This window comes from Sphingomonas sp. R647, assembly GCF_020177055.1.
GTDB lineage: Bacteria > Pseudomonadota > Alphaproteobacteria > Sphingomonadales > Sphingomonadaceae > Sphingomonas.
The window spans coordinates 20213-34020 of sequence record NZ_JAIQXT010000008.1 but is presented as its reverse complement, the minus strand read 5'-3'; the positions used below and the strand labels follow the sequence as shown (position 1 = coordinate 34020).

Sequence of the window (13808 nt, the reverse complement as noted above, 5' to 3'; positions counted from 1 at the left end):
GCGAAGGGGGATTCTCGCCTGCACCTTGGTACAGGTCTCACAATTCCGGAATGACGACGCCCAGCGGAGCGAGCGCCCCCGCCGCGCGGCTCTTCACCTTGAAGAACCCCGCCGTCGCCAGCGGCCACAGCGCCGCGTCATAGGGATTACGCAGCTGCGCCAGCGGATAGCCGTCGGGCAGGCTGTCACGCAGCGGCCCGACCGTCAGCCACGGCGCGACCAGCGGCAGATCGCCCGGCGCCGGCCAGTCGGCCACCAGCTCGACCGGACAGCCATAGATCGCCCCCGCGCGCGCCGCAGCATCCGCCACCGCACCCTCGGCAAAGCCGCGCGCAGCGGCACTCGCCCCGTCCAGCCCATGCGCGGTGACACCGATCACCCGCGCGGGCGGCGCGAGGTCCAGCGCGTCGAACCCGCTATCGTCGGCATGGATTACCAGCGCATAGCGGCCGGTCGGCATCGCATCGCCCGGCGCTGGCGGGGTCAGCGGCGCATCGCCATCGAACGCCAGCGACTCGGCGTCCTCGTCCAGCCCGTGCGGATCGAACCGCCCTTCGGTATAGCGGCGGATATTCTCCGCCCGCGCCAGATAGTGCTTCCCGCGCGTATGCAGCCCCGCGACCCAGCGCCACGACAGCGTGTTCGACGCCGCATCACCATCGACCAGCTCGCGCAGGAACAGGTCCGCCCCCAGCTGCCACGGCAGCCGCAAGGTGAAGATCCAGATGCTCGCAAACCACATCCGCGCATGATTGTGCAGCCAGCCCTGCGCGCGCAGCTCCACGATCCACGCATCGAAACAATCGATGCCGGTGCGCCCCTCGACCGCCGCCGCGAGCCGCTGCGCAAGCTCCCGATCGCGCGCCACCGCTTCCCGCGCCGCGCCAAGCCCGGCGACATAGCGCTCCCAGATTTCCGGACGCTGCTCCAGCCAGCCTTTGAAATAGCCGCGCCACAGCACCTCGCTGACGAACTTGGCCGCGTCGGAGCCATGCCCCGCCATTGCCGTCTCGATCAATTCGCGCTCGCTGATCAGCCGGCGGCGCACCCAGGGCGACAGCGCCGACACGGTGTCCGCGTCCAGTCCAATGTCGTAATTGCGCCGCGCGGCATAGGCAGCGCCCATCTTCGGCGCGAACGCTTCGGCGCGGGCCAGTGCTGCGGCGCGAGTCGCTTCCCACTGCGCCATGGCAGGATCAGATCCCGCCCTGCGTCACATCGCGCCCGGTCGCTTCCAGCTGGGTGGTCAGGTCGGCGAGGCACGCCTCGACCACCGCCGCTTCAGTCGCGCGGGCGACGAAGTTCGCGCCCACCCGGCCCTCGCGGAAAAACGGATAGCTGCCGATCGCCACGCCCATATGCGCCTTCTCGGTCGCGCGGAGCACATCGGCGACCTCGCTCTCGGCGACCCAGCATCCGATCGTCCCGCTGACCACCGGCTTGCCGCCCTCCAGCGTGCCGGTCAGCGCGTCGAGCATCCCCGCCGTGATGTGCGGCACCCCCGCCATGATGAAGACATTGCCGACCCGGATGCCCGGCGCACCCGACATGCGGTTGGGGATCAGGTCCGCCCCTTCCGGCACCCGCGCCATCCGCAACCGCGCCTCGGTCAAGCCGCCGCGCGTCTCGTAATAGGCCTCCAGCGTCGCGCGCGCCTCCGGGTGGATCACTACCGGCACGCCCAGCGCCGCCGCAATCGCATCGACCGTGATGTCGTCATGCGTCGGCCCGATCCCGCCGGTGGTAAAGCAATAGTCATAGCGGGTGCGCACCGCATCCACCGCCTCGATGATCCGCTCCTGCACATCGGGCACCACGCGCACGTCCGACAGGCGGATCCCCTGCACGTTCAGCCAGATCGCGATCTGCGCGACATTCTTGTCCTGGGTGCGACCCGACAGGATCTCGTCCCCGATGATGACCAGCCCGGCGGTCCAGATGCGCTCGCTCATAAACCCGCCATAGCGCGTGCTTCCAGCCTCGCAAAGTTACCCTTTAGGCCCTATATGGCGCGCATGACTGAATATGTTGCCGTAACCGCCGACACGAACTTCGCCCGCGACGGGGCGATCAAACTTTACGGTCCCGATGGCTTCACCGGGATGCGCGCCGCGGGCAAGCTCGCCGCCGAGATTCTCGACGCGCTCGTGCCGCATGTCGTGCCCGGCGTGACCACGGCAGAGCTGGACGATATCGTCCGCCGCATGACGCTGGATGGCGGCGCGGTCCCCGCGACGCTCGGCTATCGCGGCTACACGCACAGCTGCTGCATCAGCATCAACCATGTCGTGTGCCATGGCATCCCGGGCAACAAGACGCTCAAGGACGGCGACATCGTCAATATCGACGTGACGCCGCTGCTCGACGGCTGGCACGGCGACACCAGCCGCATGTATCTGGTCGGTGACGTGCCGTTGAAGGCAAAGCGCCTTGTCGACGTCACCTATGAATGCCTGATGATCGGCATCGAAATGGCCAAGCCCGGCAACACCATGGGCGATATCGGCCATGCCATTCAGCGCCACGCGGAAAAGCACCGCTACGGCGTCGTCCGCGACTTCTGCGGCCACGGCCTTGGCCGCGTGTTCCATGACGCGCCCGAAGTCGTCCATGTCGGTCGCCCCGGCACCGGCCCTGAACTCAAGCCCGGCATGTTCTTCACGATCGAACCGATGATCAACATCGGCCGCCCGGACGTGAAGCTGCTCGACGATGGCTGGACGGCGGTCACCCGCGACCGCTCGCTCTCGGCCCAGTTCGAACATTCGATCGGCATCACCGAAACCGGCTGCGAAATCTTCACCCAGTCGGCGACAGGCCGCCACAACCCGCCCTACGCCTGATGGCCGACAGCAAGTTCGAACGCCACCGCCAGCCCTGGCGGCAGGACGAGATCCAGAAGCTGCACACGCTGGCGAAGAAGGGCATGGCGCTCAAGGCCATCGCCAAGGCGCTGACCCGCAGCGAAGAATCGGTCAAGGACCGCGCCAAGGAAGACGGCCTGTCGATCGCGAAGCTGCGCTAGCGCTTCCGCTCCCCCAATCTCCAATCGCAACCCCGGCCTTGTGCCGGGGTCCACCGTGCCGCACATCCGGCGCTTGAGCCTCTCGCTTCGCGCCTGCCGCCCGGTGGACCCCGGCACAGGGCCGGGGTGACAAACGTTGGAAAGCGCCCGCCCTGTCCACCCCGTCCTCCTACGACGCCATCATCCTCGGCGCAGGCGCAGCCGGCCTGATGTGCGCGCTCACCGCCGGCCAGCGCGGTCGCCGCGTGCTGCTGATCGACCATGCCGATCAGGTGGGCAAAAAGATTCTGATCTCCGGCGGCGGGCGCTGCAACTTCACCAATCTCGGCATCGCGCCGGACCGCTACCTCTCCGCGAACCCGCATTTCGCCAAGTCCGCGCTGCGCCGCTACACCCAGCATGACTTTATCGAACTGGTCGATCGGCACGGCATCGCCTGGCACGAAAAGACGCTCGGCCAGCTGTTCTGCGACGGCAGCGCCAAGCAGATCGTCGCGATGCTGCTCGACGAATGCGACCGGGGCGCAGTCGAAATCGCGCTCGGCCACACAATCCGCGACGTCACCCACGCCGACGGCAGCTACACCGTCACCTGGGGCGAGCGCACCGCCACCGCCCCCGCGCTCGTCATCGCCACCGGCGGCCCGTCGATCCCCAAGATGGGCGCGACCGGCTTCGCCTATGACCTCGCCCGCAAGTTCGGGCTCAAGGTGGTCGAGCCCCGCCCCGCGCTGGTCCCGCTCACGCTCGGCGGCGACGAAGTGTTGTTCCGCGAACTCTCCGGCGTCGCCGCTCCCGTCGCCGCCCGCGCCGGAAAAACCACCTTCCGCGAAGCCGCCCTCTTCACCCATCGCGGCCTCTCCGGCCCCGCAATCCTCCAGATCAGCTCCTACTGGCGCCACGGCGACCCGGTCGGAATCGACTTCCTGCCCGATCGCGCGCCCGGCTGGCTGACGGAAGCCAAGCGCACCGCCCCGCGCACGACCCTGCGCAAGCTGCTCGGCGAGGCTCTACCCAACCGCCTCGCCGACACGCTCGCCGACCAGCTCGCGCTCGACGGTGAACTCCATCACGCCGCCGACAAGCGCCTCGCCGAAGCCGAACGCGCCCTCGCCGCCTGGACCTTCCACCCCAACGGCACCGAAGGCTACGCCAAGGCCGAAGTCACCATCGGCGGCATCAGCACCGCCGAACTATCCTCCCAAACAATGGAGGCGCGCACCGCCCCCGGCCTCTACGCAATCGGCGAAGCGGTCGATGTCACCGGCTGGCTCGGTGGCTATAATTTCCAATGGGCCTGGTCGAGCGGCTGGGCAGCGGGGATGGCGATTTGACCCCCAAATAATCCTCTCCCGCCAGGGGGAGGTGGCAGCGAAGCTGACGGAGGGGGAGGAAGGGTATCAGCAAGAGGCGATAGCGCACAGCCGTCCTCCCCCTCCGTCGCCTGCGCCGACACCTCCCCCTTGCGGGGGAGGATTTTGCAGGCCGAAGGCACCACCCGATTTCGACCGTTGCCGCCCCCGCCCCGCGCTGCCACAACCCGCGCGGGAGGATCGCCATGCGCACTATCGTTCTGGCCCTCGGCCTGCTGCTCGCCGCGCCCGCGATCGCGCAGGTGGCGCCGCCCGCACAGCCCCCCGCCCTCCAGCCCGAGGCTCAGACCCGCGCCGACACCCTGCTGATTCAGGCCGCCGAACACCTAATCGCCGGCCGCCGCGCCGAAGCGGCGCCGCGGATCCGCGAAGCGCTCGCCCTCGCCGGCCCCGCCGACGATGTCGCAAAGCTCGACGGCGACGACCGATCCAACATCTATTCCCGCTGGATCGAAGCCCGCACCGCCGCAATGAAGGCCCGCGACTTCGCCACCTTCGCCCGCTGGACCTGGCTCACCGCTGCCTATCGCATGAAGGGTGCGGCGGAGCGCTCCACCGAAACCGGCGCGGTCGAACTCGATGACATCAGCGACCTGTTCTACATGACCTACGGCCTCGTCCTCGCCGATGACGAAGCCCGCGCCCGCGCCTTCATCGCCCCCTTCACCACCGCGTCCGATCCGGCGTTCGAAACCGCCTTCGCCAAGGACATGGCGGGCCGCGCGGTCAGCGTCCAGAATTGGGGTGGGCAGGACAAGCCGCGCGCCGCGCGCCTCGTCGCCTTCGCGATCGCCGCCTTCGACCGCCCCGCCGCCCGCGCGCCCGATGCGGTCCGCGACCTCTACCGCGTGCAAGGCGAGATCCTGCGCACCGCCGGAGACTTTGCCGGTGCCCGCGCCGCCTATGCCAGGGCGCGCAAGCCCGGCACGCCGCCCGCCGACGCCGAACTCGCATTGATGTTCGCGATGGGCGAAGTCGATGCCGGCATCCGCATCGTCCAGCAACTGGTCGGCGATAGCCCCGGCAGCCCGCTGTCCCGCCGCGCCGCCGACCGTCTGGTCGAGATCGACGGCCAGACCGGCAGCGGCAACGCCGCCACTATCGCGATCTACGAACGCGTCTGGCCGGTCTATCGCCGCCTGCTGAAGTTCGACGACCTCGCGCTGCAGAATGCCGGATCGATCCTCGCCAACCTCTATGTCGAAACCGGCGACCCCGCGCGCGCCGAACCGATCCTGACCAGCCTGCTCGCCAGCGCCGAGAAGCGCTGGGGCCCGCAATCGAACGGCGCGCTCGGCTATGTCGTCGACCTCGCTGGCGCGGTCGAGGCGCAGAACAGGCTCGCCGAAGCCGAACTCCTCTACCGCCGCATCTGGGCGCTCTCGCTGCGCTACGACCATTTCGAGGGCGATGACTCGCGGGAGGCGTTCGCGGGGATCACCCGCACCCTGCTCGCGCGCGGACTGGTCGCCGACGCGCTCGCCTTCACCGCCGACGGCATCGCTCGCGTTCGCGCCGCCAAGGACATCAATGAATGGCGGCGCATGTTCTACCTGCTCGCCCGCGCCGACGCGCTCGAGGCATCGGGCACGCTCGCCGAAGCGGAAGCCGATGTGCGCGAGGCACTGGCGCTCGGCGACAGCGACGACAAGATGAACATCGCCGCCGCATTCGACGACCCCAATGTCTATGCCCGCGCGCGCCTCGCGCATCTGCTCGAACGTCAGAACCGCGCCGCGCAAGCAGAACCGATCCGCCGCCTGCTGCTCGCCAGGATCGAGGCAAACGACATGATCCCGTGGGAAGGCGAGTACCGCACCGAGGCGTTGCGCGCGCTCGCCGCAAACCTGACGATGCAGGGCAAGGACGAAGGCGCCCGCCTGTTCGCGACCCGCATCGCCGCCGCCACTCGCATCTACGGCGCCGACAGCCCGCAGCTATTGGACGTCGCCGAACCCTTCGCCCGCGCCCTGCTCCAGTCCGGCCGCCCCGGCGCAGCCCTCACCCCCGCCCGCCTCGCCCTCGCCGCCCGCACGTCAGCCCGCTTCACCGGCGACGCAGCGCGCGCCAACCTCAGCGACGTCGCCCTCGCCCGCAAACGCACCGAAGCCGCCCGGCTGATGGTCGAGGCGGCGTGGAAGGCGAGCCGCTAACTTACTTCGTCAGCCCGGCCTCGTGCCGGGGTCCACCGGGATCCTGAGCGCTAGGCAAGAGGCTCGATCGCAGGAAGTGAGGCAGAGTGGACCCCGGCCCGGAGGCCGGGGTGACGATAAAGTGGGAACGCCCCTACTTCACCCCCGCCACCCAATCGTCGATCTTCTTCTCCAGCACCGGCATCGGCAGCGCGCCGGTATCCAGCACCGCCGCATGGAAACCACGCGGATCGAACTTCGCCCCCAGCGCCGCCTTGGCCTTGGCCTTGGCTTTCAGGATCGTCAGCTGGCCGATCTTGTACGACAGCGCCTGTCCTGGCATCGCGATGTAGCGCTCGACCTCGGCGGTCGCGTCGGTCCGCGACATCGGCGAGTTGGTGACCATGTAATCGATCGCCTGATCGCGGCCCCACCCCTTGGCGTGCAGCCCGCTATCGACCACCAGCCGCATCGCGCGCAGCATCTCGTCATTCAGGCCGCCCATGCGCTGATACGGCTCGACCCCGACGTCCAGCTCATCGTGCAGCGTCTCGGCATAGAGCGCCCAGCCCTCGACATAGGCGGTGTTGCCGCCAAAGCGCATGAACGCGGGCAGCGCCGCATTCTCCTGCGCCAGGCTGATCTGGAAATGATGCCCTGGCGCGCCTTCGTGCAGGTACAGCGTCTCCATCCCCCAGGTGTAGCGCGTCGGCAGATCATAGGTGTTGAAGTAGAACACCCCCGGCCGCGACCCGTCCGGCGTTCCCGACGCATAGCTGCCCGCGGCGTCGGTCTTTTCGCGATAGGCCGGCACCGGCCGGATCTCGAGCGGGGTCTTGGGGATCAGCGAGAATTGCTCGCCGATCCGCGCATCCACCCGCTTGCCGATCGCCTCGAACCCGATCCGCAGCGCGTCGGCACTCTCCGGCTGAAAGCGCTTCTCGGTGCGCAGGTGCGTGAAGAATTCCTGCAACGTGCCCTGGAAGCCGACCTTGGCCTTCTGCGCCTCCATCTCGGTCAGGATGCGCTTGACCTCCGACAGGCCCAGCGTGTGGACATACTCCGCGGTCAGCGGCAGCGTCGTGTTGCTCTCGATCGCATAGGCATACAGCGCCGCCCCGCCCGGCAGCGCCGACGTGCCCACGCTGTCGCGCGCGGCGGGGAGATATTCGGTGGCGAGGAACGCGCGGATCTTCTGGTGCGCGGGCAGGATCACGTCGCGGATCTGCGCGGCATAGGCGGCCTTCAGCCGCGCCTGATCCGCCGGCGCAATCCCCTCGGGGAACTTCGTCACCGGTCCGTAAAAGACCGACTCCTCCACGCCCTGCGCGATCAGATTGTCGAACTGCTCGATCATGTTGGTGACGACCAGTTTCGGCTGGACGATCTTGCGCTGCATCCCCTCGCGGAACAGGCCGATCACCCGGTCATAGGCCGCGGCATATTGGACGTTGCGCTTGAGGTTGTTGTCATAGTCCAGCACGGTCTTGAACGGTGCCGCCCCCTGCCCCGATGCAAAGTCCGGATAGAATGCCTGAAAGCCGGTAAAGTGGTCCATCGGCAGATATTTCGACACCGACAGGATGTCCGCCCGGAACCCCTTTTGCGCGCGCAGCTGGTCGGCCTCGAACACGTCATAGGCGATTCTATTGACGCTGGTCAGCTTCGCCCGATCGATCTTGCGCAGCGCGGCCAGATCCGCTTCGCTCGCCGCAAGCTCCGCCGTCAGATAGGCGTCGGTATAATAATTGCCGAGCTGGTCGGCATAGCGCAGGTCGCCGCGAAACAGCGCGTTCAGCGGATTGCGCTTCAACGACGCTTCGTCGCTCGCATGGAACAGCGCCTTGAGCCGCGCATCCTCCGCCCCCTCTCCCGGCAGCGCCGCCGGGGCCGGCTGTTGCTGCGCGGCGGCGGGCATGGCGGATACGCCGGCGAGCAGGGCGGCGAGGAGAAGCGGAACGCGCATCGGGAAGTCCTTGGGAAAAGGTGTGATATGCGGACATTACACCCGCACCGACCCCGCGCAAGGCTGCACCGCAATCGCGCAATCACAGCGCGCCGCTGCCCATTTGTTAGGCAGTTGTTAACCCGCGCCCACGCCGTCCCGCGCATTTGTGGGAGAAGCGCAACTGGCACGGCTTGTGCAGTGTCGCGCGACAGGGGCGTTCCACTTGATCGTGATCCATTCCGCCGTCACCCTGACCGCGGAACCGGACCGATCGGGACTCGCACCGGCGTCACAGAGGGAAGAAACCGTGAAAAAGATCGAAGCCATCATCAAGCCGTTCAAGCTGGATGAGGTGAAGGAGGCGCTTCACGAAGTGGGGGTGTCGGGCATCACCGTGACCGAAGCCAAGGGCTTTGGCCGTCAAAAGGGGCATACCGAGCTGTATCGCGGCGCGGAATATGTCGTCGACTTCCTGCCCAAGGTGAAGCTGGAAGTGGTGGTCGAGGACGCCCTTGCCGAGCGCGTGGTCGAGGCGATTGCCAATGCCGCGCAAACCGGCCGCATCGGCGATGGCAAGATCTTCGTCACTGCGATCGAAACCGCGCTGCGCATCCGCACCGGCGAGCGCGACGAAAACGCGATCTGACGACGCCCCTGAAACGGGCTGGCAGCGCGCAGAATTGACGCACTGCAAAAATTTCACGAAGCTGCATTGCAGCGCAAGATGATTCTCCGCACCCGGACCTCAACCGGGGCGGAGCAGGGCAAAACAGAAAGGGCTTGGTTCCAATGGCTAACACCGCCGCCGACATTCTGAAGATGGTCAAGGATCAGGAGATCGAATGGATCGACCTGCGCTTCACCGACCCCAAGGGCAAGTGGCAGCACCTCACCATGGTCGCCAGCGTGCTGGGCGAAGATGAGCTGACCGACGGCCTGATGTTCGACGGTTCGTCGATCGAAGGCTGGAAGGCGATCAACGAGTCCGACATGATCCTCAAGCCCGATCTGGACGCGGTCTGGACCGATCCGTTCTCGGCCACCCCGATGCTGATTCTGGTGTGCGACATCGTCGAACCCTCGACCGGTGAGCTCTATTCGCGCGACCCGCGCTCGACCGCAAAGCGTTCGGAGGCCTATCTCCAGTCGCTTGGCATCGGCGACACCGTCTATGTCGGCCCGGAAGCCGAATTCTTCATGTTCGACGATGTCCGCTTCGAGAACAGCTATTCGACCAGCTATTACGCGATCGACGACATCGAACTGCCCGGCAATTCGGGCCGCGAGTATGAGAGCGGCAATATGGGCCACCGCCCGCGCGCCAAGGGCGGCTATTTCCCCTGCGCGCCGGTCGACAGCGCCGTCGACATCCGTGGCGAGATGGTCTCGACCATGCTCGAAATGGGCCTGCCGTGCGACAAGCACCACCACGAAGTCGCTGCAGCACAGCATGAGCTGGGCCTGACCTTCGGCACGCTGGTGCAGACCGCCGACCGCATGCAGATCTACAAGTATGTCGTGCATCAGGTCGCCCATGCCTATGGCAAGACCGCGACCTTCATGCCCAAGCCGATCAAGGAAGATAACGGCTCGGGCATGCACACCCACATCTCGATCTGGGAAAAGGGCACGCCGCTGTTCGCGGGCAATGGCTATGCCGGCCTGTCGGAAATGTGCCTCTACTTCATCGGCGGCGTAATCAAGCACGCCAAGGCGCTCAACGCCTTCACCAACCCGTCGACCAACAGCTACAAGCGTCTGGTCCCGGGTTACGAAGCCCCGGTGCTGCTCGCCTATTCGAGCCGCAACCGCTCGGCCTCGTGCCGCATCCCGTACGGCGCGGGCGCCAAGGCGAAGCGCGTCGAATTCCGCTTCCCGGACGCGCTGGCCAATCCGTATCTCTGCTATGCAGCGCTGCTGATGGCCGGCCTCGACGGCATCCAGAACAAGATCCATCCGGGCGACCCGATGGACAAGAACCTCTATGATCTGCCGCCCGAGGAACTGAGCCTCGTCCCCACCGTCTGCGGCTCGCTGCGCGAAGCGCTCGACAGCCTCGAGGCGGACATGGACTTCCTGCTCAAGGGCGACGTGTTCACCAAGGACCAGATCGAAGCCTATGTCGAACTGAAGCGCGGCGACGTTGCACGGTGGGAAATGACCCCGTCGCCGGTCGAGTACGACATGTACTATTCGTCGTAAGACGATCCTTTCGTCGCCGCTTCGGGGGAGGCGGCGCCGGACAGCGAGACGCCCGGACCTGGCAGGGTCCGGGCGTTTTTCGTTGCAGCGCAGCGTGGCGCATCGGCAACGTCACGAATATGTCATCGTATCGCAACCGAAAGGACATGAATATCGCACGGAACTAACATGAATCACGCCTAGCGCGCCCTTCGTCTCTAACCGCCAGATGCCGGCGGGATCTATCGAAACGGGGGAATCCATGTCTCGCTCACGCACGTTGCTCATGCAATCGGTCGCATTCGCCTTCGCCATGGCGCTGCCTATCGCCGCCCAGGCCCAGGAGATTGTCGGCACGGTCACCGATGCTGATGGCACCCGCGCGCTCCAGGGAACGCAGCTGCGCATCGTCGAGCTTGACCGCATTGCCGAAGCCAGCCGCGACGGCAGCTTCCGCTTCGCGGACGTCCCTCCCGGCACCTATACGGTCGAGGCGACCTATGTCGGTTCGGAACCCGTTCGCATGACCGTTCAGGTCGGCGCGAGCGGCGCGGCGACCGCCAACTTCACCCTCGGCGGCGAAGAGGTTGTCATCGTCGGTCAGGCCGCCAGCCTTGCCAGCAGCCTGTCGCGCCAGCGCGCAGCGGACGGTATCCAGAACGTCCTGACCCGCGACGATGTCGGTCAGTTCCCGGATCAGAACGTCGCCGAGGCGCTGCGTCGCGTTCCCGGCATCAACATCCTCGCCGACCAGGGCGAGGGCCGCTTCGTCTCGGTCCGCGGCCTTGATCCCGAGCTCAACGCCGCGTCGATCAATGGCACGCGCATCCCGGCACCTGAGAGCGACGTGCGCTCGGTCGCGCTCGACGTGGTCGCCGCCGAGCTGATCGAATCGATCGAGATCAAAAAGTCGCTGACCCCCGACATGGACGCGGACACGCTCGGTGCGTCGATCGAGATCAACACCGTCAGCGCGTTCGATCGCAAAAAGGACCTGTTCTCGGTCAAGCTTGAGGGCAGCTACAACAACTACGCCGACTCGCTGACCCCCAAGGGCAGCTTCGACTTCTCGACCCGCATCACCGAGAATTTCGGCATCGCGGGTGGTGTCAGCTATTATCGCCGCAAGTTCGAGACCGACAATATCGAGGCAGCAGACTGGAACGAAGACGGCGGCATCTATTATGCCGAGGAAGTCCAGTATCGCGATTACAATGTCGAGCGCGAGCGGATCGGCGGCTCGCTGAGCCTCGACCTGCGCGCGGGCGACAGCACCACCCTTTATGCACGCGGCCTTTACAGCCAGTTCTCAGACCAGGAATATCGCGGCGACGTGATCCTGATCATGGACGAGGCGCCGGCCTCCGGTACCGCGACCTCGGCCTTCTTCACCGATGCCGATGGCCGCATCGAAGTGCGCCGCCGCATGAAGGACCGGTTCGAGGAGCAGAAGATCAAGTCGCTGACCGTGGGCGGCAAGACCGAAACCGGCCCCTGGACCTTCACCTATTCTGGTGCCTATTCGGAGGCGAGCGAAGTCGAGAATGGCTCGGTCGACCCCACCCGCTTCCGCGCGCGCTTCGATGGCAACGGCGTCGATGTGAATTTCGACTACACCGATCCGCGCCGGCCGCTGTTCACCGTCTCGGGCAACACCGCCCGCTTCAACGATCCGGCACGTTACACCTTCAACGAGCTTGAGCTGAGCGTCCTCTCCGATTCGCAGGATAAGGAATGGACCGCGCGTGCGGACGTGTCGCGCGAGTTCGCCGGCGAAGGCGGCAGCTTCACTGTCCAGGGCGGCATCAAGTCGCGCTGGCGTGAAAAGGCCTATAATTTCGACGGCCTTGTGTTCGACGGCTATGACGGCACCTACACACTGGCGAATGTGCTGGGCGACCAGACCTATCGCATCCAGAACATCCTGCCGCTGCCTTCGCAGACCGCGCCTACCGAATTCTTCAACACCAACCGGTCGCGGTTCGAACTCAACGCGCTCGACTCGGCGATCAACTCGGCATCGTCCGACTATGCGATCGACGAGGATATCCTGGCCGGTTATGTGCTCGGCCGCTGGGACAGCAGCACGCTGCGCGTGATCGGTGGCGTCCGCGTCGAACGCACGCGCAACGACATCCGCGGCTTCCTGGTCGAAAGCGACGGCAGCGACGCGACCGTCACGCCCAACCGCTTCACCCGCAGCTACACCGACTGGCTGCCCAGCGTTACGCTGCGCTATGCGCCGTCGCGCGACGTCGTGCTGCGCCTTGGCGGCTACAAGGCGCTGGTGCGTCCCAAGCTCTCCAACCTGGCCCCACGCTTCGTGATCAACGAGGATCTGGAGGCGGAGTTCGGCAACCCCGATCTGCGTCCGTACAGCGCCTGGAACATCGACGCCTCGGCCGAGTGGTATTTCGGCAAGAACGCAGCTCTCACCGCCGGCGTGTTCTGGAAGTCGATCGATGACTTCATCGTCACCGTCCGCGACACCGACCCCGGCACGGCATACGGCGTTGACTACGAGGAAGCGGTGACGTTCCAGAATGGTGAGAGCGCCAAGGTCAAAGGCATCGAACTGTCCTTCTCGCAGCAATTCTCTTCGCTCCCCGCGCCGTTCGACGGGCTGTTGTTCAACGCGAACTACACCTTCACCGACGCCACCGGGACGGTATTCATCGACGGCAACCCGAACGATCCGCGCATCATCACCCTGCCCTCGGCGTCGAAGCATACGTTCAACGTCGTGCTCGGCTACGAAAAGGGGCCGATCTCGCTGCGCGTTGCCGGCACCTATCGCGACAAGTATCTCGACGAGCTGGCCGACACCGCAGAAGAGGATCGCATCGTCGACAATCACTTCCAGCTCGACCTGTCGGCGAAGTATCGCGTGACCAAGGGCGTGCGTCTGTTCGCGGAGTGGATCAACGTCACCGACGCGCCCTATTTCGCCTATCAGAATTTCGGCGGCGCCAAGCGTATCCTTCAGTATGAAAAGTACAGCTGGACCGCCAAGTTCGGCGTCAGCGCCAATTTCTGATCCGGAGTAGTCACGCGTGAGATTGCAGCAAATCCGGGCATTCGCCTTTCCCCTCACGGTCGCGCTGGTCGCGGCCGTGAGCCACGGGGCACTGGCACAACAGGCGGCCGAC

Annotated in this window: 10 protein-coding genes; 7 read left to right on the top strand and 3 right to left on the bottom strand. The window is 66.1% G+C overall.

Going from position 1 to position 13808, the window contains the following annotated elements; all coding sequences use genetic code 11:
• Nucleotides 1–37 precede the first annotated feature (37 nt).
• Together K9B35_RS18135 and K9B35_RS18130 are read right to left on the bottom strand one after the other, a co-directional pair.
• The gene (locus K9B35_RS18135; protein ID WP_224923410.1) at nt 38–1189 is read right to left on the bottom strand and encodes an FAD-binding domain-containing protein; all 1152 of its coding nucleotides are present in this window, start codon (nt 1187–1189) and stop codon (nt 38–40) included.
• Nucleotides 1190–1196: 7 nt separating this feature from the next.
• Nucleotides 1197–1952, bottom strand: coding sequence for a competence/damage-inducible protein A (locus K9B35_RS18130; protein ID WP_224923409.1), 756 nt, complete (start codon nt 1950–1952; stop codon nt 1197–1199).
• Between the two features lie 63 nt (nt 1953–2015).
• Between K9B35_RS18130 and map the strand changes: the two genes are divergently transcribed.
• The 4 genes from map (at nt 2016) to K9B35_RS18110 (ending at nt 6551) form a co-directional block, all read left to right on the top strand.
• The gene (gene map / locus K9B35_RS18125) at nt 2016–2843 is read left to right on the top strand and encodes a type I methionyl aminopeptidase (RefSeq protein WP_224923408.1); all 828 of its coding nucleotides are present in this window, start codon (nt 2016–2018) and stop codon (nt 2841–2843) included.
• Nucleotides 2843–3025, top strand: coding sequence for a hypothetical protein (locus K9B35_RS18120; protein WP_224923407.1), 183 nt, complete (start codon nt 2843–2845; stop codon nt 3023–3025). Before map ends, K9B35_RS18120 begins: the two co-directional genes overlap by 1 nt.
• 209 nt (nt 3026–3234) lie before the next feature.
• A complete protein-coding gene (locus K9B35_RS18115; protein WP_412103486.1) occupies nt 3235–4359 on the top strand; it encodes an NAD(P)/FAD-dependent oxidoreductase in 1125 nt (374 codons plus the stop codon).
• Nucleotides 4360–4583: 224 nt separating this feature from the next.
• Nucleotides 4584–6551, top strand: a complete 1968-nt coding sequence (locus K9B35_RS18110) for a hypothetical protein (protein ID WP_224923406.1) — start codon at nt 4584–4586, stop codon at nt 6549–6551.
• A gap of 133 nt (nt 6552–6684) precedes the next feature.
• Here the strand turns inward: K9B35_RS18110 and K9B35_RS18105 are convergent, their stop codons facing one another.
• Nucleotides 6685–8496 carry a DUF885 domain-containing protein gene (locus K9B35_RS18105; protein WP_224923405.1) on the bottom strand — a complete coding sequence of 604 codons (1812 nt, stop codon included), beginning with the start codon at nt 8494–8496 and terminating at the stop codon, nt 6685–6687.
• 289 nt (nt 8497–8785) lie between these two features.
• Here K9B35_RS18105 and K9B35_RS18100 point away from each other — a divergent pair, with 289 nt between their 5' ends.
• From K9B35_RS18100 to K9B35_RS18090, 3 genes are all read left to right on the top strand, one after another.
• Entirely contained in the window at nt 8786–9124 is a 339-nt protein-coding gene (locus K9B35_RS18100) for a P-II family nitrogen regulator (protein ID WP_224923404.1), read from the top strand.
• A 143-nt stretch (nt 9125–9267) separates the two neighbouring features.
• On the top strand, nt 9268–10680 hold the full coding sequence (gene glnA / locus K9B35_RS18095; protein WP_224923403.1) for a type I glutamate--ammonia ligase: 1413 nt from the start codon (nt 9268–9270) through the stop codon (nt 10678–10680).
• A gap of 241 nt (nt 10681–10921) precedes the next feature.
• Nucleotides 10922–13696, top strand: a complete 2775-nt coding sequence (locus K9B35_RS18090; RefSeq protein WP_224923402.1) for a TonB-dependent receptor — start codon at nt 10922–10924, stop codon at nt 13694–13696.
• The last annotated feature ends 112 nt before the right edge of the window (nt 13697–13808 follow it).